We start from the raw sequence: 23,418 nt of genomic DNA on the forward strand, positions 1-23,418 counted from the left end.
ACAGTAGAATAAGCAGAAGATGAGGGAGTAGTCAGCACATCCATGGGTCAAACGGAGTGCCTGCAAAGTCAACATACTGGCAGAGGAATCTGTCTGGCTTTGCTAATTTGCTTTCTGCAAAAAGATGAGACTTATCTGTGTGTTTTTCCTGCACACAGATAAGTCTTTTTGTTTGTATCGAAAATTCTATCTCCTTTTTCGACTGCATATACTTATTAAGCTTATACACAGGAGGAATATCACATGTCATTAGTCGAATTGTTCATCATTGCAGTAGGCTTATCCATGGATGCCTTTGCTGTCTCCATCTGCAAGGGCTTAAGCATGCCAAAGATGAACTGGAACAATGGGGTCGTTACAGGTCTGTACTTCGGTGGCTTTCAGTCAGGAATGCCTCTGATCGGATACCTTTTGGGGTCACAATTCAAGGAGACTATCACTTCTTTCGATCACTGGATCGCTTTTATTTTGCTGGGGATCATCGGCTTCAATATGATCAAGGAATCCTTCAGCAAAGAGGTGGAAGAATGTACGGACTGCACCATGGATCCGAAAAACATGATCATGATGGCGGTAGCAACCAGCATTGACGCCCTGGCAGTAGGAGTTACCTTTGCATTCTTACAGGTTCAGATCATACCTGCGGTATCCTTTATCGGAGCCACCACCTTTACCCTGTCTGTTCTGGGTGTAAAGGTGGGAAATGTGTTTGGTGCACGCTATAAATCAAAGGCTGAGTTCACAGGAGGCCTGATCCTGATTTTCATGGGTATAAAAATCCTGCTTCAGCACATGTTAGGAATTTGACTTTTTCCACTTCCCGGTGCTGTCCGGCAGGACAATCCTCAAAATGAGATTGTGCCGGAAACCGTCACATCGGCAGCCGCGATCTCTCCGCCTGCCGCACCGGCACTCTCCACAGCTCCTTCCGTCGAAATGCCCGCTGACAGCATGTCTGTCCCGGATATCCGGCTTCCTTCATACTCCTCTTTTAACTTCCGGTAGTGCCTGTATCCTCTGATGTATGCCTCGACCGCACTTCCTTCCATTACAAGAGAATGATCGGAACCGGTCTTTCCGGCCCGTATTCTCTTCATTTCCTGTCTTGCCTGCTCCGCCTTTTTTTCCTCTTGTTCTTTTTCCGCTCTTTTTTTCTTAAGAGCGGCCAGCTGCTCTTTGTTCAAGCGGCTGATTTTCCTATTTCCTCTTGCCAGAAGCTTCTTAAGTGAACGCAGCGCACGGCTTGCTTTTACTTTCTCCTCATCATCGCCATAAACAGCTGTCATTTGAAGATTTCCTATGCTTCTTTGAACATCTGCCATTACGGTCTGAACCTGCCCCTTTGTACGGGCGCCTGCCAACCTGGAATAATGTCTGGATACGGAAACGGCCGCTGTCTTCGATAACTGATTGGTGAGGATATTATTTTTATCTGCGGAGGTATCCGAAAATCCGGAAAAGCCCGCCAGTCTCCCCTCACCCGTTTCCGGCCTATTGCCAGCCGTCCAAAAGGCCGCACCTGACTGTCCCACATATGCGCCTGAAGCCATGCTGCTTCCTTCCTGGCAGGCAAGCTGTTTTGCAATGCCGGTAAGCACTGAGCTGCATTTGCCAAATTCCTCAGTACTGCTTCCCATACGCTCTAAAAACTTCTGGGAAATGACAAGATGGGTGCCCCTTCCCAAGCCGGCGGCCAGCCCCGGAAGTTCTCCTACACTCTCTTTCTCATCTATAACGATGTCGATGGAAGGATATTGCTCCTTTAAACAGTCGAGCGCCTTTTTAACGATATCTTTTAAGTCCATACCGGACCATTCTTCCGAGAATTCAACCCGGTCTTTCACAATCCGGCCGGATGAAAGCTCATTTAAATTCACCGCAGTTCCTTCCTCTTTCGTTCCTGCAGCCTGTACCTTTTCCCACCGGGTCTTGGGATTTCCGTTAACAGCCGAAACCTGACTCACATCGTTTCCTCCTCTCTGGATGCCTTTATATCTCATTTCGGCAAAAATCCCAAAATATAAAGTCCGGCAGAGGATAAGAAAACTCTATTTATAACTTTATCCGGCATCCACCCGGTATTTCCACCTTTTTCCCGTCAATGCTGATCCACACGCCGGCCGCTGACGGATTGTAAACCAGATCTCCGTCAATGGTAAATTTTAAGCCGGCGGCTGCCTTCATATAATCTACGATCTCGATGTTGGTCGCATACCAGATATCCTCTCTTCCGCCCAGCATGCGGCAGAATTCCTCCATTACCTCCCAGTTGTCATCTCTGGGAAATTCAAAGCTGTGTCCCCATACATACATCATATAGAGATACTGGGTTTTAAAAAGCTCAGCAAAACGCTTTCCGTTTTCCAGAAGGTTATGGTTATGATGACAGGTGGACTTCCATTTTAAGAAATCGTCTGGCATGGCAAAATCGTCGGTGTTCCCAACCACCCTGCAATATTCTATGCCCAGGCAAGGGAGCATATCCACAATTTCCTGCGTATAGGAGCCATTGGGATAGGACATTCCCCGCACCGGATAACCAACCGCCCGCTCCAGGGCCCTCCGGTCCTCTAAAACCTGCAGGGCCACCTGGGGAAGCGGGCACCGCGCAATGGTCGGGTGGAGTACCGTATGGCAGGAAACCTCATGTCCCTCATACACCGCCTTCCACTCATCCGGTTTTAACCGCATTTCATCATCCGTAAGTCCGGAATTCACATGAAAGGTGGCTTTGATGCCATTTCGGTTGAAAATATCAACCAGCCTCCGGTCCTCGGCCCGTCCGTCATCGTAGCTCATGGTGAGGACCTTGTGCCTGCCTCCCGGAAAGCAAATATAAATATTTTTAATGTTTTCCATCATAACGCCCCGTCTCCTGCTCTTGTATCATAATCTAAAACCGCGGCAAAGAATGCCAGAGCCATGCCCTGTCCCCAGCCCTGGATCCATTTTTTTGAAATATTCCGGTAGCCCTCCCGGTCCTTCATCACTGCGGTTCCGCCGGAAACATCGGTCACTCTTCCGTCAGGAGCCACATGAGACAGCACGCCGTCAATGGATTTCTCAATGTATTTGATGTGAAGCGGGTTTCCCTTTAATGTCATGGCTGCCGCGATTCCGGCGGAAGCGGAAACCTCCTCATAGGATTCCTCATCATTTAAAATGGTCCTCCAGAGACCATGCTCTGTCTGCAAAAGCTTTAATGCGGACAGCTGCTCGTTTAAGCTTCCCACGATCTCCAGATACTGGGGATAGAGATAGCATTCCGGTAATATAAGGCCAACCTTGCTCATGGTATAAGCTGCCCAGCAGTTGGCTCTTCCCCAGTAAAAGCCTGACATATGGTCCCCGGTGATGTGATTGTATCCGTGATACCACAGGCCGGTATCTTCATCCTGCAAGTACTGAATATGCCAGTAATACTGATTTAAGGCATCGCCGATCAGCTCATCGTCCTTTGTCATGACGCCCACCCTCAGCAGAAAGAATGCCGCCATAAACAAGGTGTCTGCCCAGCACTGCTCCGGAAAATCATTGGCGGCTGAAACCGTATGCTGAAGCACACGGTCGCCAAAACGCAGGGCATCCTTTCTTAAATATTCCACCTTGGACCGGATTACATCCATATACTTATCTTCTCCGGTCGCCTCATACAGGGTAATGAGGCAATGACCCATGGCGCAGGTGTTTACCGTCCACACCGGAAGCCCCAGTTCCATGAGCTCATCCACACGTTCTTTTAAGAAATCCAGATATCCTTCCTTTTTCGTTACCTCATAGGCCTCCGCAAGGCCATAATAAGCCACTCCACAGGGCCAGTCCCAGGACATGTCCATACGTTTCGTCCGCTCCAGAATGCGGTCCATGGCCTCTGATAGCCCGGCTCTGTCATACTGAATTTTACCCATAACACAATCCTTCGCCTTTCTCCGGCTCCTGCCGGTCCATTTGTTATTATTTTCCTTCTATTATAAACTTGTTCACTTCATTTGCCAATAACCCGGCATAGCAATCCGCCCCTTTTTCGGATAAATGGACTAGATCCGGCATGTAGAGCTTTCGAGCCCCGGCTTCTCCCGATTTTTTACAATACTCTTTCGTAAGACGGTACATATCCACAAAAGGAACACATTCTTTTTTCGCAAACGCTTTCATCGTCCGGCTGTACCGGGGGAGCAGCCGTGCGATTTCTCCTTTCTCTCCCTTTTCATTCTCTTTGCAGGGACATAAGCAGACCGGAGATATCAAAACCGGGAACGCTCCGGCTTTTTCAGCCGCTTCCACGTACTGTTTCAAATACAATGGAAAGCAGGAAACCGGCACATAGCGTTCTTCCTTCGCTGCGGATGCATCGTTATGACCAAACTGGATCAGGAGATAATCTCCTTCTCTTATATGTTGTTTTATATCCTCAAGACGTCCCTCCTCCAGAAATGTTCTGGAGGACCTCCCTGCCATGGCGCAGTTATCCACGATCAGATGACGGCTTTCATAACGCATTTCCTGCTCATAGGAACTGTCTTCCCTGTGATAAATCTGATAGCAGTTTCCTTCATCCAGATGTTTCAAAAGCTGTTCCCCCAGCCCCACCCTGGGCCTTTCCGCTTCTCCGGCCGTCTGGGCAATGGAATCTCCGGCCAGATAAATCACCGGCTTCCGCTTCATATAAGGGAGAACCCGGTCAAAATCCATATCTGAGGCATAGTAGAACCTGGTATAGCAGGGCTGGTTGTAGCAGTTATTCTGCCAGGCCACACCGCAGCGGTACTGGGAATCGTGCATCAGGGTAAACAGCTTATGGCCCGTGATCCCGGTATTGGTATAGATGCGGATGGCAGAGCTGTCCCCGGTCCGCAAAAGGAGCTCTTCCCGGAAATCCCCGAAGATATCAGCTGTCAGACAGGGATTTCCCTTTGTGCCGTTGTTCGTTAAGGTGTCCTCCGGTTCAAGCATGATCCCATGGGTAAAATCATTGATCACTCCTGTTGATCTTTGTTTTAGGTAGTCCGCCCCATCCGTGATCTGCGTGCTTAAATCCCCGGCCCACCGGATGGACATATTGCTTCCCAGGGTTTCCTTCTTTAAAAGCTTCCCATGGCAATCGTATGTCCCCATTCCATTGACCCAGCACTGCAGTCCTCTTACCTCCGGGACCACATCGCCGGTCATGCAGCGGCCCAAGTCGCTCTCAGCATACTCACCGAAAAGAACCTCCCCGGTCTCTCCATCCCGCAGGGCGTAGCCATAGGGAGCATGGCTGGCGCCTTCAAATACATTGAATATCTCAAGGCCCGGCCGGTCCGGGTCAATGTCCGCCACATGCATGGCATCTCCATGCCCAAGCTTTGCTTCCCTGCCATCCGGCAGCTTATCCTTTGAACTGTAAAGCAGGCTTCCATCGTGGTCAATGCAGGCGGCACCGTAGATGATCTCCATGAAGCCATCTCCATCCACATCGGAAGCCGCCACCGAATGATTCCCCTGCCCTGCCAGCTCCCCATAGACCGGATCGGTTCCGCACCCTTCATGTGGATTGTCACAGAACGGGTTCTTCATGGGCACAAAACCGCTGTCTGCAGACCATACCTTTTGAAAGCGGTTTTTAAAAAAATGATAAGCAGCTACAGCGGCTCTGGTATAATACCCCCGGCAGACCACAAGATAAGGCCGTTTTCCGTCTAAATATGCCACAGTGGACAGGAAACGGTCCACCCGGTTGCAGGGCTCAATGCGGTTCATGGCATAATCGCCCCACAAAAGACCGTCATCCACCCGTTCAAAGGGAAACGGAATGGTTTGAAGCTCTCTTCCATCTCCTCCAAACATGGTTAAGTACTCCGGCCCCCGAAAGATAAAGCCTTCAAATTCCCGCAGCTTGTTTTTCGGGCTTCTGAGCGGCGCATATTCATCCAGGAAGTAATCCACCAGCCGCTCTGCATCCCCCTCACTCAGAGGATAGGAAGCAGTCTCCGGAATCCCAAAGCACTGTTCCAGACTCTTGGGCCAATGCCCTGCTTTCACCTCCGGATGGTCCTGCCAGGAGCGGAATACTTGAGTTAAATGTCTGCGGTAATCACCAGAGCTGCACACATAAGAGTCCTCATGACTGTATCCCCTGTTTCGGTCTTTTTTTGGCATGGTAACGAAGAATTCCTCCCTTGGCGCTCCGTCTGGCCCGTAGATGGTCATCCTGGTTCCGGGAGCAGTTTTTAATGCCATTTCCGCCTTTCCGTCTCCGTTGAAATCATAGCACATAAATTGGGTGTAATGGGCGCCCGCCCGGATGTTAGGTCCCATGTCAAGCCGCCAAAGAAGAGTTCCGTCAAGCTTATAACAATCCAGGTAACAGCGGCCCGTATAACCCTTATGAGACACATCATGGGAATTGGACGGATCCCATTTGACGATGTATTCATATTCTCCGTCTCCATCCACATCCGCCACGGACATGTCATTGGCGGAATAGGTAAAAGCCTCTCCGGAAGGTGTCACGCCTGACTCCGGCTTTTGGACAGGAATGTCTAAATATTCCTTATCCCACACCTTTACAGGCGGGCAGACATCATATTCCACCCCGTTTATGGCAGGGGCTACCCCATACTCTGAGTCTGCATCCCCTTCCGCATCCAGATAGTTTGTACTGTCTCTTATTTCCGCAATTTTCTTTCCATTTCGATAGAGGATAAAATAGGCGCCGGTCAACCCGCCTTTTCCGGAACCGGTAACCTCAGTCAGAAACAGTCTCCAGCTCACAAACACCCCGTTCTTCGTCAAAACAGCGATCAGCCCTCTGTTAAGAGTTTCCAGCTGTTCCCTTTTTATATAGTGAACCGGTGTTACATACACCTCTTCGCGCTCTGTACCGCTGTCCTTTTTCACTGCACAGATCCTGATATAATGTGGAATATGAGTGGATTTTCGCAGAGTAAACCGCAGCCTGTCATCTGCTTTCACTTCCTTCATAAAGCGGAACTTCTCCGGCTTTAAATCCCGGTCGGACCAATAGATGCGGTAGGCCTCCGCTCCCTCCACCCGGTCCCAGGAAACCGTCACCTCCTGGTTTGAGATATTTTGTATCCTGATCATGTCTTCCTCCATTTCTTTTGCCTTCAACCCAAACTTCTCCTGTCGGCAAATCCTGAGCATCAGCCTTTATGCCTTGCGGAATGAGTCTTCCGGTATATTTTCTAATAATTCATCTGCTTCCTTCAGCGTTTCCGGAAGATCACTGCGGATGAATTCAAGAACTACGATAACATTGAGACACCACTGTGCCGTAAAATTCGTAGATATCCATGGGATCTCCCTCAATTTTTCCTGATTTCCCTGATTGGAAACGGGAAAAGTCCTGAATCCGTCATGGTTTCCCTGACTGATAGAAGCATGAAGTAAATGGCACCACGTTCTTGCTGCCAGTACCTCATCGCCCAGATACTCTGCTCCATAGGCTCCCATGGCTGAGGCCATAAACGGAAAGCTGAATTCCCTTTTGCCTATGATTCCATTTGACGCTTCCATCTTCTGCTGTACGGGCAGATAGTAAAACCTTCCGTAATCCGCCAGCATCCCTTTCCACTCCTCATCATCCAACAGATCGGCCAACTCCATCCATATCTCAGGGGCCCCCATGCAGATTTGGAGATGGGTGCCTCCTGTCGTCCGCTCTCCGATGTAGCGCAGATGAACATCAGCCGGATTAAATTCAAAATCAGGACCGGATATCAGCTTTAACGGTGACTTCTTAATATCTCCCATTCCGGTCACGATCTTATCTCTGTACCTTTTATCGTTGAACCGCTCCCATTCCGTCATCCAGTTTGCACATAGAGAAGACCAATCCGGGCCGCTTCTTGCATGGCTCGGATAAACCATTTTCTCCTTTTCATAGAAATCCCCCAGCGGATCCCTGTTCAAAAAAGTCATTTCATTGTCCTTCAGCTCTTCAAATATATCTTCCATTCTCCGGTCTCCGGTCAGATAATAGTAAAAACGGTGATGGGCCGCCATGGCAATTCTCGCTTCCTTACAGGGACAACCCCAGTGCCGGACATTGTGGCGGGATCCCAATCCCTTGTATTTTCCCATATGATATACGTCTACCTCGGAAGTGTGTCTCGACAGCTTCTCCGCCAGAACAAAGACATCTTCCCGTCCGGTTCTCATGAATTCATACCATAACCACAGCGTCGGAACAAGCTCCGTATTGTCCCAGGCATAGCCTCCCATATCATACCGCCACTGATGCCGCTCCCTGTCGTAGGAATGCATGAAATCACCATAATTGAACATGCCGTACCAATTCCTCTGAACTACTTCATTCCGGTAAAAGTCCACGGCCATGTCAAGCTGGTCCTCCAGCCAGTTTTCCGTCTCAGTTCCCCGTTCCGGCATGGACCAGTATCCAAAAGCCCTCCTCTTATGATAATATTCCGGCGTCCCCACATACTGGACCGGTCTTTTTACGGCTTCAGCAAAAACCTTTAAGCTCTGATCTTCCGGAATCATCTCTTCGGAAACCATAACGGAGAATTCGCTGGTACACGCGATTCCATAAGGCTCAGCGCCTTTATAATCATAGCCTTCGTAATATACCTGGTTATAGCCTCTGTTTGCATAGTGGCGGAAGTCCATGGCTTCTGCCTTAGGAGACCACAGCCATATGACAGCTTCTGCCGTATCCCCATCCAGATTCCGAAAGGTATAGCCGGACGGATACTTTTCCCAAAAATCCCGGATAGAAAATGATATGGAGCCATGCTCCGATCCGAATGCGGCTCCTCCTTCCGTCTTATTTCCATGAAGACAGTCCAGATAGCAGCAGTTCTCATCCCTGATTTTCTTTTTGATGCAGAAATGACTTACGCTGTCCTGGCACAAATCATATTCACTCCAAAACGGCATATCTTTTAAAACCGTGTCCACCGTCTCCTTATCAGCCTTCTCAAGCTCCAGCTTTTCTCCCCGAACCTGTTTTGCATAGATTTCCTGAGGAACTCCGGGCCGCCAGGTCAGAAGCTGCGCCATGCTTTCGTGGAACACACCATGGTCTCCCATGAATTTTACGTGACGGTTGTAAATATTTCCCTCTAACGGAGATTGAAAGCGGATGCCGATCCCTTTTAAAAAATCCTTTTCCTCATCTCCATCATATAAAAACGTATGTACAAAATCAATGCGGGGGCTGTCAAGCCCGATTTTCATACGGAGGATAAACGGAATCTTTTTATCTCCATCGCCGGATTCATGATGCCCGGTATATTTCACAATAACCTGTAAGGCTCCCTCTTCCTCCAGTGACAGCCCGGTGATCCTGGAATCATACTTTTTTTCAATTTTCACCGGATTGCCATTCCAAACGGAAGGTTCCTCCAAAAGCAGAACCGGCGTGGCATCCGTCAGAAACTTTATTTCATGAAAGGATATGGTATCAAACAGCCTTTTTCCGTCACAGGTGATTTTCACCTCCATACTTCCGGCCAGTATCTCCAGAAAGCCATCTTTCTTCACGACCCGGATTTTTTTCTCCGGTTGGACAGGGGTTCCGGGTACGACTTCAATCTCCTTTCCCATAAGAGCAGCATCTGCCGTATGGGCGGTCCATTTCACGGAACCATCGGGCCACCACGCCGTGATCCGGCTCTGCATGGGCACGTTTTCCTTCTTTTGGTTTTTTAACAGGTACTCCGTTTCTTTCGCGCAGCAGCCTTTCTCCCACATGCAGCCCCATATGGTATAACCGGTCAGCCTTCTGTCTCCCAAACTATGTAATATCATTCCTGTTTCCCTCCCAAAAATGCGGTCTGCTTAAAAGGCTTCAACCGTTCACTCACGCTTGAAGCCTCTCTTTTCCATTTCCTGTTTATTTATTTCGCCGTATCTTCCTGATAAAGCTTATTTACTTCCTCTACCAGCCTATCACCGCCGCGGTCCAGCCACTGTTTTGCAGCAGCTTCCAGACCTGCATCATCAATCTGTCCGCAGATATACTGAGTTCTGGCATCATCGATAATCTGCTCAATATCCGTACCGACCTCTGCGTTTACTTCCGAGTTTGCCAGATATCCAAGAGCCGGATTAAAGACTGCGAACTGTTCATTATATTCATAAGCCTCATCCTGCGCCTTCATTGGTTCTGTTTTTTCCAGTAACGGTTTTAAAGCAGTCTGGTTGGGAATATAGCAAACACTCTGGTTAAGCCCGGCTGAAGGAGAATATTGAGGTTCCATTTCCCCTTTTTTCACAACATTTCCAGCCTCATTCAAATCATAGGTAACGCCCTCTAAGCCGTAGTCAGCCAGTACAAGCATCTCATCATCGCACATTTTATCCAGGAAATGCAGACAGTTCTTTACATCTTCCTCAGTCTTTGCCCCAGCCTTTGTAATCAGATAATATCCGTTAAAACCGCTGGTCGCCAGTGTTTTATCATTGATCGGTCCTGCCATTGTCATGGAAGCATTCTTAGACGGATCGGTCACTGACTTCACGCCATTCATATCGTAATATTCCCAGATTCTTTTTGCGCCATCCATAACATCGATGAATGCACCTGCTTCCCCCTTTTTACAGCTGTCCTGAAACGTTCCGGAATCAACCGTTGCCCAGTCTTTTCTGATCAGACCGTCTTCATAGATCTTTCTCATCCATTTTAAAGCTTCCAGGTACTCTTCCGTCTGATGAACCGGAACCAGCTTCCCGTCTTTTTCCACCCATTCATTGCCGCATCCAAACCATGTCTGGATAATATCGATGGGCCCCGTATATTTGGTCATTTCCAGGCCATAGGTATCATCTTCCCCATTGCCATCCGGATCTTCGTAGGTAAATTTGTAAAGCATATTGTAAACATCCTCGACCGTCTTCGGCTTCTCGGTAATTCCTACCGCTTCCGCCCAGTCCGTGCGGTAAGAGAAGCCGTAGCGGCCGATAACCCTGGCCCGGTAGATACCAATGATTTTTCCATCCACAGTCAATGCCTTTAATACATCAGGATTTGCTTTCGACAGGTTCGGATAGCTCTCCTTATCCTGCAAAAAGGCCGTCAGATCCCAGAAGGCCCCCTTTCTGGCCGCATCCACCACATTGGCCGTTAAGTCTCCCGAAGAGGTAAGTACCATGGGCATATTGTCCTTATCCATCAAAGTAAGTCCAAGCTTTTCTTTATACGTATCATTGGATTCCCATTGCCAGTTCACATGAATGCCGGTGTGATCCTCATATCTCTTAATGACCTCATCAGATTTTTCATTCTTTAAGTCGGTACCGTGAAAGGAAGGCGCCATAAATGTAATAGTTGGCTTTCCGTCTGCGGAAGCAGCGGCCACATCCGTTTTAACGGAACCGCCCGAGCCGCCGCAGGCAGTTAAGGACCATGCCATAGCCCCCGTTAATGCTGCCGATAATGCTTTTTTCCATGTTTTTTTCATCATACACTTCTCCTTTAATAATAAATATTTATGATTGCACTCAGCCCTTAACCGAGCCTACCATGACACCCTGGGTAAAATATTTCTGGATAAATGGATATATTACTAAAATCGGGATTGTAGCTACCACAGTTGTGGCCATCTTCACCGCTTTTTCCGGAGGCATGCCAAACGGTCCCCAGTCAAATCCGCTTTCTGTTGCCACAGAAGAAGTCATGAAAATGATTCTCCTCAGCACAATCTGAATGACTTCTTTATTTTTATCGGAAATATACATCATTGCATCGAAGTAGGAATTCCAATGGGTTACCGCATAGAACAGAGAAACGCTTGCCAGTACCGGTTTGGAAAGGGGGAGAATGATCCTTACAAATATCTGTAAATCATTCGAGCCATCCATCCTGGCTGCCTCCTCCAATTCCACGGGAAGTCCCTGAAAATAATTCTTTATGATAATCATATTAAAGGGGTTGATTGCTGCCGGAAGCCACAATGCCCAAAAGGTATTTTTTAAATGAAGCACATTGGACACCAGCATGTAGCTTGGGACCATACCGCCGGAAAACAGCATCGTGATGATGACCATGTTGGTAAATAATAATCTCCCTTTGAAATATGGCCTGGAGAGCGGATAAGCCAGGGTACAGGAAAAAAACATATTGATCAATACCCCTACTAAAGTTACAATAAGGGAGTTCATCAATCCGTGTATGGCATCCCCGCTTTTAAATATGTACTGGTACGCATTCATGGATAGGGTACGGGGAAAAAGAAAGAAGGCCCGCTCTGTCAGCTCCCTTTCTGTTGCAAAGGAACCTGCTACGATGTACACAAACGGAAGCAGGGTAACCAGGGCCAACAATCCCACAAAAAGATAGATGAAAACCTGAACCAGCTGATCCCCCGGGCTTCTTTTAATTTTCATATGATTCGTCTTTGCCATTGCTTTGTTCTCCTTATCAATAGAATCCTGATTCTCCGAAAACTTTCGCCAGCCTGTTGGCTCCTAATACCATGATCATGCTGACTACCGATTTAAACATGCCGGCTGCCGTTGCCATGGAATAATTTCCGTTTACAACACCTTTCGTATAAATATAAGTGTCAAATACATCGGAAACCGACCGGTTCATGGAATTCTGCATCAGGAATATCTGCTCATAGCCTGTATTTAAGATGGTGCCGACCCTTAAGATCAGCATGATGACAATGGTCGACCGGATGGCCGGTAACGTTATATGCCACATCTTCTGCCAGCGGTTTGCGCCATCCACCTCTGCCGCTTCATAAAGCTGCACGTCAACGCCGGAAAGAGCAGCCAGGAAGATGATGGTGCCGTAACCGGTCTCCTTCCACATGCTCTGGCCCACGATCATGTGAACGAACAGCCTGGGATTGGACATGATATCCGGCGCATTTTCCCGCCCGAAAAGCTGGACCAGATTGTGGTATACCAGTCCGTCCGTGGTGCTGAAAAGCTGTGCGGTAAGTGCTGCTACAATGACCATGGATATAAAATGGGGAATATAAACCATCGTCTGTGCAACACGCTTAAAAGCCGCATTCTTTATCTCATTTAAGAGTAATGCCAGAATGATCGGTGCGGGAAAGTAAAAGATCAGGCTGGCAATGGAAATGGATAACGTATTCTTAAGAACCTGTAAAAAATCGGGACCCGTAAAAAATTTTTTAAAAATACGAAGTCCTACAAAGGGGCTCTCAAAAAACGCACCGATCATGGAATTGCCGTTATACGGGCTGAAATCCTGAAACGCCATTACCAGTCCGCCCATAGGCAGATATTTAAATACCAGCATGTAAAGCACACCCGGTATGATCATGATGTACAGCCACTTATGTACTGACAGCGCATGTTTCCAGGTGCCCGCCCTGGCTTTTGCATTGCTTTGAATCTTTTCCATATGCTCTCCTTTTCAATTTCCTTTTTCCATAATGCCAACATGAATTGGTAATTATGTCAGTTTTTTATATTTTGCGGTACCGCTTTGTGAGCATATTCTATACACAGGGGCAGGCATTTGTAAATAATCATTTTATGACCGGTTTTTCTTTGGAAAAAAGCCTCATATCCCGCATAGTTAAACGGTTTTATGAGGCTTGTGTACTAAAATAATCATTTTATTCCATCACTTCCGGTGCTCTTTGCGGAATGCCGCCGGTGTAAATCCAACATGATTTTTAAAAAAGCGGATAAAATTTTGTACATTATTATACATCAGCTTCTCCGAAATCTCGGCCACGGAATATTCTGTTGTTAAAAGCATATATTTTGCCTGTTTCAATTTCTCTTCATTTGCCATATCGGTAAATGTCACGCCCTTTTCCCGTTTCAGAATCTTACTTAAATAATTGGGATGATAGGACAGCTGATCCGCACAGTCGTTCAGGCTCATATTCCCTTTGCTGTCTTTAATAAGCGCTACCATATGTTTTACAACTTCCGATTCCTCTCCCTCCTGTCTTTTTTTTACCAGCGTTGCAATGATCGGGTGAATGATTTCTCCGCTGACGGCTGCGACGACTTTTTTCTTATCATAAATCCGGGTAACGGAATTGAGTACATTGTATTGTTCACTGTCAAACACATCGGAAAGGGGAATATCTGCGGCTGCCGGAATATTTAACATTGCAGTCAAAAGCCGGTTCCAATAAAAGTTACGTTCAATTCCCACCACGTTTTTTCTTTCCATACGGTCAATGATCAGCTCCAGAAGACATGCCGATTCCTCTTCCTTACAGCTGATGATCGCCTGGATCAGCTCATTTTCCATAATCATATCGTAAACATTTCCCACAGGGCCCCTGATTAAAAAGTCATCAAACAGAACCAGCGAGGAATTATTCATGTCCGCCTGATTGGATTTGTTATACAATGCCTCCGTACATTCACTGTATGCGCGCCGTACATGATGGAGTTTGTGGAACGGCTGGCTGATGCCTGATGCAGTGGCAAACCCATAAGTTTTTGCAATATGATCCTTCAGTCCCTTATAAAGAAGGGCCGTCCTGGAGTCCACATCCGTATCATCAGCAGCTCCTGTTATGAATATCAGCTTATCCCGATAATAAACAGGAGCAATGAATATGTCTTTTTTCAATCCCTCCGGAAGGTCTGAAAGAATTGCAGCATAATCCGGCTGGTCCGTTTTACAGTTCATGGCGATCATCCGGTAAGCCGGCCATGGGACTATTTCCGATTTTTTCAATGCATCCTCAATATTTTTCACATTCAGTTCCCCTTCAATCAAGTTGGAAACCAAAAGCTTTTTTATCTGCTGATCCTGGTCATCCACAAATTTTTCCAGCCTCCGGAGCGGTTTGGCAAATGCCACCGCAGTCAGCCGTACCGCAAACAGGATCAATGCAAATCCTGCCAATACGGCAAAAGAGGCGAAAATGAATACAATGGCATCCTTTTTTACCTCTGCCGCATTATAGCCCACCAGATAAGTCAGACCGCTTATATCCTCTGTCCGCACGCTGATATGATATTTTGTCCCATTTTCCCCCTTATAGACTCCTGAGCCCTCTCTATTGCTGTTTAAATACAGCTCGGCCATCCCTGGACCTGTTTCCATCAGCACTTTCCCCCTGCTGATGATCGCAACATCATATCCCATCGTTTTATAGGTCTGAGACATTTCCTTCAATTCGTTTTCATCGATCTTAATGGTGAGAAGCCAGGATATCCCGTCAATGCCCCGCTCTTTTTTCACAACCAGACGAAGACCGGAGGTGTCGATTGTATTGGTAGCCCGCATGCTTCCGGACATGGGAGTGACCGCCTCCGGCCGGTTCAGCCAGTAAACAGACAAAAGCATCTTCTCCTGTTCCTCCAAAAAACGCTGTGCCTCTTCCCGGTTCTTCATCTGTTCAAAACGGAACATTCCGTAATTATTAAAAACCCAGCCATAATTTACATTGATAAATTCATAATCCGCAATATATTTTGCCATGAAATAATTGCCTTCCATGATCCTCTGTGCCTGCTTTAAATTGCTGAATGTGGAAAATGGCGGCTCCTCCTGCCTCCCCATCCACCGGACTGCATCTCCGTTCGCTGCTTCGATATAATACTCTTTTAAGGAAGATAAAATATTTTCATATTCCCGGGAAACCTCATCACTATAGGAGTTTAAAGCCATCTGGTTTTTGGAGGTTTCTCCCTTAATATAAATATTGCATGATACGATCCCCATAACAATGAGCGGCAGCGTCACCAGCCCCAAAAGTCTCATAAACATCTGCTTTTCATAGGTTAATGAGCTTATAATTTTTTTAATCCGCATAATCCCCAATCCTTACTCTTTGATTTTGCTATCTTAATCTTATTTGCCTTTTCCGTCCCGCATGCTTTCAGGCATAAAAAAAGAGAGCAAAAGCTGCGCATTTTATATGAACGCAGCTTTTGTTCCATTCTATCTTCCTGTTTCAATACGGAATACGCCTACCCTCTCGTCGTATAATGCAGTTACTCCTTTGATATAAGGAATCAATGCATTCACTTCCATGACAAAGCTTCCCTCCGGTGTAACATACGGTTCTCCATCCATCAGGTTTTCTTTTCCGTTTACCAGAAGATGGGTTCTTCCTGCTTCCGCCTCCACCGTTTCATTTCCTGATACCAGTATCAGCTTTTTTTCATCTGGCAGATACGTATAGGAAAATTCATTCCCCCACTCCAGCTTAAGCCTTTCCAGGATACACAGAACTGCCCCCCAAATGCTGCCATTTTTATTGATACTCCTGACACCTCTGGTATCAGGCTCCTGCCCATTCACCAGAATTTTGCAGTATTGCCGGTCTTCCGGCACGTACTTGCAGGAATCCGCCAAAGGAATAGCAGGAAACGCCGGGGTTATTACCGGAGCTTCCTCAGAATACGCCTGGTACCACACTGCCGGGCCTTCCTCAGTCAGAGGAGACAGGTCCACAAAAGTGCTTTCCCACCGGATACACGCTTCAGGAACATCTGCCATTTTCGCACTTAACATAATCTTCCCGGGTTTCCTGGTGGAACGGATAAAAACTCTATTTATCCCGCACTCAGAATATACATAATTCTCGTGTATCACGCTGTCATCCCTGCCATAGCCTGCGAAGCGTCCGCTATTATATCCGCCTAAAAATACGCCTTCCCCTTCCAGAGTGAAGCCGATCCTGTCCCCGCAGAGGGGGCAGATCCTTCCATCTTTGTCTACCACCTTTACATCAACATAAGCCACGTCCGCTCCATCCGCATACATGCCTTTCGGTGATGTATGCAATTGAAGCTTTAATCCGGCAGGATCGCTGGCCGTATGGATTTCATCCTTTGCTGCCAGCCTGCCATCGTACCCATATCCATGGGCTTCAATAACTCCATGCTCCGTTACATTCACATCAGGGAATGCAAATACAAATGTATCCTGTGGCTTTTCACAGGCTCCGGCCTTTTTTCCATTTACAAAAAGCAGGATCTTTTCAGTGCTGTAGCTGCCTATGACATAAACGGTCTTATGCTTCGGATCCCTGTATTTCACTGTCCCGTTCTCTTCCCAATAACTGCCGTTAAAGCTCTTATCTATGTAACGGTAATTGATCCCGTCTTCCGGAGGATAATTCCAGTGGCCCATGATCCGTATCAGAGGTACCGGTGACTGCATCACTGAAAAAACATCAAAGCTCTGCTTTTTTATCCGCACAGGATCTACCCGCCCGCTCATACGGCCATTTTCACTAAAGGACTGGCGTCCATGCTGAGCGGAATCTGTCCAGCAAAGTGCGGCACATGCACTGTAATAGTTTTTTCCCGAAGCGCCGCCGATCCTGTCATGAAAAAATTCGCTGTAACCTTTGGCTGCAGTTAAGGCAAAATCCTCGGAAGTCAGGTCATAAAAATCCATTCCGACCTGTTTTTTCCCTCCTTTTCCGAGCCACTTATTTTTATAATCAAAATCCGGCGGTGTAAAATCATCCCATATGCGCCTGGGGGCTTCTTCTCTTGCATATTCTGTTTCCGTCACCGGACCATGTTCCGCCAGGAAGCGTGCTGCATGGCGGTTCAGCATGGTGCCCGCATACTCCGATTCCTTTACCACATCTTCTGTATTTATTGTACGGCATCCCATGAAGCGTCCGCCCTTCGGGTCCAGCTTTTCCTTTAATAAACGCATTTCTCTCATATGTTCACTGCTGATGGAATTATTTCCCGCCTCCCAGAAGAAGATAGATGGATGATTGCGAAACGAAATAATAACATCACGCATCAGTTCCACTCTCTGATCCCACTGTCTTCCGAAATTCTCTCTTTCCTTATCCCCGGCCGGCTGGGTACATACGATCCCATGACGGTCACAGGAACGGATATCGGCGGGAGAGGCAGCCACATGCATAAAGCGCAGATGATTGCTGTTGCTTTCCCGTATCCACATCGTATCCTGGTCTTTGAGCCATTCCGGAGCAATTCCGATGGCAGCCCATTCATTGGATGCCCGCTGGGCATAACCGGTCAGCCAGACAGGGACTTCATTGACCCGTATTCCGCGGTCCTTATGATAATCCACAAACCGGAATCCGGTCTCAATGACTGCGCTGTCTGCCCTGTGGCCTTCTACATATAACTGAACCTCGATCCGGTAAAGGTACGGATCCTCAATGCTCCAGAAACGGACCTCCGTCCGCGGTGACAAAGCGGAAATCACGGAAACCGACCGGGAGTCCGTCACTGTTTCCCTTACCATTTTTTCATCCTCTACCGGCATGTACTGATCTGCATCCTTATCCCATATATACGCATCTTCCGGCGTAATGGAAAGCTCCGGCCGGACCTTTCCTGCGGGGGCAATCTGCTGTTTTTCGGAAAGGAAACGAATGACTTCCGTTCCTTTTAAGTCTTTGACAGAAATATCCAGCCATGCGGTCACACGTTCCCGGCCTTCATTGCGTATCTCCGCTTCTGTCCCGATCTGAACACTTTTTTCATCAATATGGTAATCCTGCCCGTAAATATAAACTCCCTTTGTCTGCAGGTTGCTGTAGAGCGGAAGGGTCAAATAAACTTCCGGCTTAAAATGAAGTTTTACCGGCCGGGTAATCCCTCCCACGGACGGGTTAAAATCATTACAGTTCCAGAAAAATCCTACCCCCTTTTTATAGCCGGGCTCCTCACGGCCCTGGGGAAGCAGATAGGTGCCCGGTACTGCATCCGGCTTATTCGGTGTCTCAGCGATACAGAAATCAATGTTTCTTGTGGAGGTATTATCGGTAGCTACCGCAATCAGATTCGGGGCATCGTAGCGGACCCAGGGGGTGAGATCAAATCCAAAGGGCGCGACTCCTGCTTCGTAATATCCCGCCATACACCCATTGATATAAAGATAACAGGTCTGGCGCATTCCTTCAAATTCTATCAGCACTTTCTGTCCCCGGTGCTTTTCCGGTACCGGGAACCATTTCCGGTAAAAGGCCGACGTTCTTTTCTGTCCGCTTCCTGCATCCTGAATCCTGTCCCGGAATAAGTCCTTGTCATTGAACGTATGGGGAATGGTAACGGTCTGCCAGCCCTCTTCAGAATATTCTTTTTCAAAAAAGCAATGCCCGCTGCCATCACATGTTTTTTTAACCGCCTGATCCATCGGGAATGCATCTGCCAACAGGAATTTCCAGCCGTTATGAAAATAATATGTTTTTCCAGGTACGTTTTTTTCCGGTTCCATAATACTCCCTTCTTTCCGATTTCTTCTTGTTAGGGTATTATAGCTTCGGCCTCATCCTTTGTAAACAATCATTTTCTATCCATTTTTCATTGCGGCGGGTCCTTACAGATCAAGAACTTTCCTGCATTTAATACCCGGATTATCAATTTATGCCCGTTTTATTTTTCCCGTAAAGCGATGTTTATGATAATTCATATACCTTTAAATTCCTGTAATCCGCTGTCAGGGGTGCCAATTGGCGGAACCCGATTTTCCCTCTCCCCAGAACCTCCCCAAAGGTCCGGCCATCGTCAGAATATTCGAATACCGTTAATTCATTGATGGAAAAGCTGATATGGTTATGGTATTTGCGGATGGATATCCGGTAAAAACCGGAGGCATCCTCTGCACCCGGAAGCGGGTCCGCCCCCTGGGCTGCCAGATGGAAGCCGCAGCTCTTCCTTAAGTTGCAGGTATGAAAGGCTCTCTCATCCGGCTCCTTCCGCCTGAAATAGGAGACATGAAAAGCATTGATATCCCCGCTGTGGTACTGGGGATATTCCCCGGTGCGCTCCGAAAGGGACGGGTCAAATAAATCTTTTCCCTCCTTTCCGGAAGCCGCAAAGAACATGATGCAAAGCCCCTGATCTGTGACAGGCTTAAATTCCCATGTGATTTTCACATCCTCCGGGAAATCCTCAGGACACCACAGCACATAATTGGCCTTCTGCCCAAGATCATTGTCCAGTGCGTTCTTTAAGCGCATACAGCCATCCTCAAAGCTTATTCGTGCATTGCCCTCTAGAATAAAACCGTCAATGTCTTTATTTTTTGACATCGGATTATCATAGATCAATTTTTCCTCAATAAGCTTCACATAACATGTTGCATTGTTCTTCATGCTAATCCCTCCATAAAATAACCTTCATTAATATAACACAATAAAGTTATTATACAACTCCTGAAAATTATTCACAATCGCTTTTCCATACTTGAGTAGCTCCGTCGAACTGAGCTTGTGGGGGAATGATTCTTTTATGCCCAATGGGTACAGACACTCTATCTAAGCGGCCAGCTTAAGTCAAAATTGACACTACTTCGGGCGCTTTGTCCGAAACCATAGCCTGATGCCTTATTTCGCATACAACAGTATGCCTGTGATGCCTTTCACCAGCCTATAATATCAGAATTGTACCTTTTCCTTTATAGGGGCTACTGTTTCCATGATGGAAACCTTCAGTTCATTTGTTTCTGGTTTCATAGACATCTGACCCAGAAATGCCGTGTACACGACTCTTAATAATAAGAAAGAAAAATGATCTACCTTAAGCCATCACAGAAATGTGGCTACTTTCTCTAAGTACAAATATAACAATCAGAGCACCGGTTCCATGGATATTAAAAAAATGCAAAGTAGATAAATCCTTAGCGTCCTATTGACAATTCTGTTCTACTGGAGTAAAATAACATCAAAACAATTCTACTGGAGTAAAATATTTTTGTATAGGAGTTTAACAATGCAAATCAAATTATTCGATTCAGAACTAAAGATAATGGCTGTTCTATGGAAAAACGGTGACACCACTGCAAAGCAAATAGCGGAAATACTTAAGGAGCAAGTGGGTTGGAATAAAACTACGACCTACACCTTGATCAAAAGGTGTATTAATAAGGGAGCTATTGAGCGTATTGAGCCGAATTTTGTATGCCGCCCACTTGTAACCATTGAACAGGTAAGAGAACTTGAAACAACGGAACTTATTAACAAAATGTATGATGGTGCTGCCGACCAGCTTGTTGCTTCCATTTTAGGACGTCAAAACCTATCACCGGAAGAAATTGAAAGGCTAAAGCAGCTAGTCAATATTCTGGAATAAGGAGGGTGGCTATGAGCCTATTAAAAATGAGTTTTTCTACTACTATTCTTATTCTGGCCATTGTGGTAATCCGTGCGTTGCTATTGTACAAACTACCCAAAAAAACATTCCTTGTGCTGTGGGGAGTAGTGTTGTACCACTTGTTGATTCCTTTTTCTATTCCTTCAAAGTTCAGTATTTTTACTGTTGTAGATAATCTTAGAAACCAAATTTATAAAGAGGATTTGCCCCTAACTGGGACACCTATTCCCTTTAACGGTACAATAATTGCATCTACAGTATCAATTTCGCCGGATTCGGCATCTGTGAGCATATCACCCATCTTAATTTTATGGATTGTGGGTTCGTTTGTTTGTGCCCTATGTTTCATTATAACGCACCTTCGTTGCCGTAGGGAGTATAAAACTGCTTTGCCGCTTGACAACGAATTTGTGAAAGACTGGCAGCAAAAGCATCTGACCAGGCGCAGGGTAAAAATCCAGCAGTTGGATAAGATTTCCACTCCGTTGACCTATGGAATATTTCGACCAGTTGTACTTCTGCCCAAGCAAACAGATTGGACAGATGAAACGCGGTTAAACTATATCCTAATGCATGAGTTTGTGCATATCCGGCGATTTGACATACTAACAAAGCTATTGATGGCAACGGCATTATGCATACACTGGTTCAATCCTTTTGTATGGCTGATGTATATACTTGCAAACCGTGATATCGAACTGTCCTGTGATGAATCGGTTGTAAGAACGTTTGGAGTAAATATGAAATCGGCCTATGCTTTGACTTTGATTGGGCTAGAGGAAAAGAAAAGCCGTCTAACCCCACTTGTTAATAGTTTCAGCAAAAATGCGATTGAAGAAAGGATTGTATCTATTATGAAAATGAAGAAAACTTCCTTTGTAGGAATACTGTTGGCCTTAACCTTAGTTATTGGAACGACAACTGTTTTTGCTACGAGTGCATTAGCTATAAATAATGAATCCAAAGATAAATTAATTAATAATTCTCTTATGAGTCAAGCAGAAGTTATTGATAGTGAAAATCGTAATTTAATTGGAACAAGTGTCCAAGATAATTCTACGCCTTTCCAATCAGCACATACACCTAATACTACATCAAATAACATCAACAATGATGCAGACTTAAGTGTGCCTGAAAATTCCCTTGTTAATAAATTAGCTTCTCAAGATATGTTATCTCCAAGTAGTATTACAGAATTTGAAGCCACGGATAATATTACTCCTGAAATTATTATGCCCAATGGGAGTGCGGCAATCTTTTCAGAAAATGACCATCAAGGCTGGACTTGTAAAAAGGGTGATAGTCTAGTATATAAATTTGAGAAATATCCATCAGAAGTAACGGATTCTCAAACAATTATTGTTGGCTATTCTTTGGATGGCGTTTTATATCCTGGAGAAGAATTTAAAGGTTCAAGCGGAACATATCAATTAAACATCACAAAAGGAGGCGATTACTATATCTATGTCATCAGCGCAACATCTGACTATCTCGCACTAAAACAAGGTACAATTTCTATTTTGAATAATTAAATCAATAATTAATCTTATGAGGAGGTACATCATGAATAAGCTCAGAAAACTTTGTGGCTTTTTACTTTCAATTGTTATGGTTGTGACTCTTTGCATTCCAGCAAGTGCGGCGGCATCTAGTAATATCACAGGTGGAATTGATTACGTGGTTTACAATCAAAACGGTGAGATTGTTGAAGAAGGAACTATACCACCAAGTAACGCGAATTACCATTGGTCAGGTATAACTCTGGACAATGGGTGGTATACATCTTTTATGCCATCTAATTCATCTGCTAGAGGTTTTTATGTTACAGACGGAACAAAGATGAAGTTTTCTTACACATTAAATAGAAGTGCAACAATGAAATATCAATTTATCAAAACTAACTATAATGGTACTGATGATGAATATGATTGGAAAAGCGGCACTAAAACTGGAAAGAGTGCTACTGTATACGCAACTGCTGATGAGACAAAATATTATCGTGTAGGCATTACAAATGCGTCTTCAGATCGTGTAACTCTTACTTCTGTAAATTTTACATTTTAACTGAACTTAACTCTTTAATTGCCAAAATATTATAGGGAAGTACATACAATTTAAAAGTTTTTATTCAAAATAGTTTGTACCTTTATAAATATCTCCTTTCCGATGTCATAATTCTTATCGGAAAGGAGTTTTTTCATACGCTTTTCCAATAGCGTCCTATCCACTCAGGTAATCTGATTACAGCAAAATGATAGAGCATGATGCCATTCACCACGCTCTGCCATCACTTCATATTATCTAACAGCATGACACACCTCCCAGTATGGTTAAAAAACAATGTATTGTTATTAAGATTTTAACATATAAGGAATGTATTTACCAATGGCTTTTTCC

At 45.8% G+C, this 23,418-nt stretch carries 15 protein-coding genes; 4 read left to right on the forward strand and 11 right to left on the reverse strand.

Annotation, left to right across the window (positions count from 1 at the left end; genetic code table 11):
- Nucleotides 1–243 precede the first annotated feature (243 nt).
- The gene (locus tag BQ9856_RS02860; RefSeq protein WP_077609621.1) at nucleotides 244–807 is read left to right on the forward strand and encodes a manganese efflux pump MntP; all 564 of its coding nucleotides are present in this window, start codon (nucleotides 244–246) and stop codon (nucleotides 805–807) included.
- 38 nt (nucleotides 808–845) lie between these two features.
- Here BQ9856_RS02860 and BQ9856_RS02865 read toward each other — a convergent pair whose 3' ends face one another.
- The 11 genes from BQ9856_RS02865 to BQ9856_RS02915 all read right to left on the reverse strand — a co-directional run bounded on the left by BQ9856_RS02865 (nucleotide 846) and on the right by BQ9856_RS02915 (nucleotide 20,024).
- The gene (locus BQ9856_RS02865; protein WP_077609622.1) at nucleotides 846–1,964 is read right to left on the reverse strand and encodes a hypothetical protein; all 1,119 of its coding nucleotides are present in this window, start codon (nucleotides 1,962–1,964) and stop codon (nucleotides 846–848) included.
- 88 nt (nucleotides 1,965–2,052) lie between these two features.
- Nucleotides 2,053–2,850: a polysaccharide deacetylase family protein gene (locus BQ9856_RS02870; protein WP_139348655.1), complete on the reverse strand. Its 798-nt coding sequence runs from the start codon at nucleotides 2,848–2,850 to the stop codon at nucleotides 2,053–2,055.
- Nucleotides 2,851–2,858: 8 nt separating this feature from the next.
- Nucleotides 2,859–3,908 carry a glycoside hydrolase family 88/105 protein gene (locus BQ9856_RS02875; protein ID WP_077609624.1) on the reverse strand — a complete coding sequence of 350 codons (1,050 nt, stop codon included), beginning with the start codon at nucleotides 3,906–3,908 and terminating at the stop codon, nucleotides 2,859–2,861.
- Nucleotides 3,909–3,954: 46 nt separating this feature from the next.
- The gene (locus BQ9856_RS02880; RefSeq protein ID WP_235839107.1) at nucleotides 3,955–7,113 is read right to left on the reverse strand and encodes a rhamnogalacturonan lyase family protein; all 3,159 of its coding nucleotides are present in this window, start codon (nucleotides 7,111–7,113) and stop codon (nucleotides 3,955–3,957) included.
- Between the two features lie 39 nt (nucleotides 7,114–7,152).
- Complete coding sequence (locus BQ9856_RS02885; RefSeq protein WP_077609625.1) at nucleotides 7,153–9,774, reverse strand: exo-rhamnogalacturonan lyase family protein; 2,622 nt, start codon at nucleotides 9,772–9,774, stop codon at nucleotides 7,153–7,155.
- Between the two features lie 89 nt (nucleotides 9,775–9,863).
- Nucleotides 9,864–11,429: an extracellular solute-binding protein gene (locus BQ9856_RS02890; RefSeq protein WP_077609626.1), complete on the reverse strand. Its 1,566-nt coding sequence runs from the start codon at nucleotides 11,427–11,429 to the stop codon at nucleotides 9,864–9,866.
- A 37-nt stretch (nucleotides 11,430–11,466) separates the two neighbouring features.
- The gene (locus tag BQ9856_RS02895; protein WP_077609627.1) at nucleotides 11,467–12,369 is read right to left on the reverse strand and encodes a carbohydrate ABC transporter permease; all 903 of its coding nucleotides are present in this window, start codon (nucleotides 12,367–12,369) and stop codon (nucleotides 11,467–11,469) included.
- Nucleotides 12,370–12,385: 16 nt separating this feature from the next.
- On the reverse strand, nucleotides 12,386–13,348 hold the full coding sequence (locus BQ9856_RS02900) for an ABC transporter permease (protein WP_077609628.1): 963 nt from the start codon (nucleotides 13,346–13,348) through the stop codon (nucleotides 12,386–12,388).
- A gap of 225 nt (nucleotides 13,349–13,573) precedes the next feature.
- A complete protein-coding gene (locus tag BQ9856_RS02905; protein ID WP_077609629.1) occupies nucleotides 13,574–15,736 on the reverse strand; it encodes a helix-turn-helix domain-containing protein in 2,163 nt (720 codons plus the stop codon).
- Between the two features lie 129 nt (nucleotides 15,737–15,865).
- Nucleotides 15,866–19,144, reverse strand: a complete 3,279-nt coding sequence (locus tag BQ9856_RS02910; protein WP_077609630.1) for a glycoside hydrolase family 2 — start codon at nucleotides 19,142–19,144, stop codon at nucleotides 15,866–15,868.
- Nucleotides 19,145–19,325: 181 nt separating this feature from the next.
- Entirely contained in the window at nucleotides 19,326–20,024 is a 699-nt protein-coding gene (locus BQ9856_RS02915; protein ID WP_077609631.1) for a DUF1961 family protein, read from the reverse strand.
- 616 nt (nucleotides 20,025–20,640) lie between these two features.
- On the opposite strand from BQ9856_RS02915, the gene BQ9856_RS02920 reads away from it, so the two are divergent.
- The 3 genes from BQ9856_RS02920 to BQ9856_RS02930 are packed head-to-tail and all read left to right on the forward strand — an operon-like array spanning nucleotide 20,641 to nucleotide 23,085.
- Entirely contained in the window at nucleotides 20,641–21,000 is a 360-nt protein-coding gene (locus BQ9856_RS02920) for a BlaI/MecI/CopY family transcriptional regulator (RefSeq protein ID WP_077609632.1), read from the forward strand.
- A gap of 11 nt (nucleotides 21,001–21,011) precedes the next feature.
- Nucleotides 21,012–22,553 carry a M56 family metallopeptidase gene (locus tag BQ9856_RS02925; protein WP_077609633.1) on the forward strand — a complete coding sequence of 514 codons (1,542 nt, stop codon included), beginning with the start codon at nucleotides 21,012–21,014 and terminating at the stop codon, nucleotides 22,551–22,553.
- Between the two features lie 31 nt (nucleotides 22,554–22,584).
- Nucleotides 22,585–23,085 (forward strand): hypothetical protein, encoded by a 501-nt coding sequence (locus BQ9856_RS02930; protein WP_077609634.1) that lies wholly within the window; start codon nucleotides 22,585–22,587, stop codon nucleotides 23,083–23,085.
- Nucleotides 23,086–23,418: the final 333 nt, after the last annotated feature.

The sequence above is a fragment of the Clostridium sp. Marseille-P2415 genome (assembly GCF_900155545.1).
Lineage (GTDB): Bacteria > Bacillota > Clostridia > Lachnospirales > Lachnospiraceae > Lacrimispora.

What these genes read in the sequence shown, in the direction of transcription:
- BQ9856_RS02905 (WP_077609629.1), bottom strand. Translation starts at nt 15,736, where the DNA reads ATGCGGATTAAAAAAATTATAAGCTCATTAACCTATGAAAAGCAGATG.
- BQ9856_RS02925 (WP_077609633.1), top strand. Translation starts at nt 21,012, where the DNA reads ATGAGCCTATTAAAAATGAGTTTTTCTACTACTATTCTTATTCTGGCC.
- BQ9856_RS02915 (WP_077609631.1), bottom strand. Translation starts at nt 20,024, where the DNA reads ATGAAGAACAATGCAACATGTTATGTGAAGCTTATTGAGGAAAAATTG.
- BQ9856_RS02885 (WP_077609625.1), bottom strand. Translation starts at nt 9,774, where the DNA reads ATGATATTACATAGTTTGGGAGACAGAAGGCTGACCGGTTATACCATA.
- BQ9856_RS02910 (WP_077609630.1), bottom strand. Translation starts at nt 19,144, where the DNA reads ATGGAACCGGAAAAAAACGTACCTGGAAAAACATATTATTTTCATAAC.
- BQ9856_RS02900 (WP_077609628.1), bottom strand. Translation starts at nt 13,348, where the DNA reads ATGGAAAAGATTCAAAGCAATGCAAAAGCCAGGGCGGGCACCTGGAAA.
- BQ9856_RS02930 (WP_077609634.1), top strand. Translation starts at nt 22,585, where the DNA reads ATGAATAAGCTCAGAAAACTTTGTGGCTTTTTACTTTCAATTGTTATG.
- BQ9856_RS02920 (WP_077609632.1), top strand. Translation starts at nt 20,641, where the DNA reads ATGCAAATCAAATTATTCGATTCAGAACTAAAGATAATGGCTGTTCTA.
- BQ9856_RS02860 (WP_077609621.1), top strand. Translation starts at nt 244, where the DNA reads ATGTCATTAGTCGAATTGTTCATCATTGCAGTAGGCTTATCCATGGAT.
- BQ9856_RS02875 (WP_077609624.1), bottom strand. Translation starts at nt 3,908, where the DNA reads ATGGGTAAAATTCAGTATGACAGAGCCGGGCTATCAGAGGCCATGGAC.
- BQ9856_RS02890 (WP_077609626.1), bottom strand. Translation starts at nt 11,429, where the DNA reads ATGATGAAAAAAACATGGAAAAAAGCATTATCGGCAGCATTAACGGGG.
- BQ9856_RS02895 (WP_077609627.1), bottom strand. Translation starts at nt 12,369, where the DNA reads ATGGCAAAGACGAATCATATGAAAATTAAAAGAAGCCCGGGGGATCAG.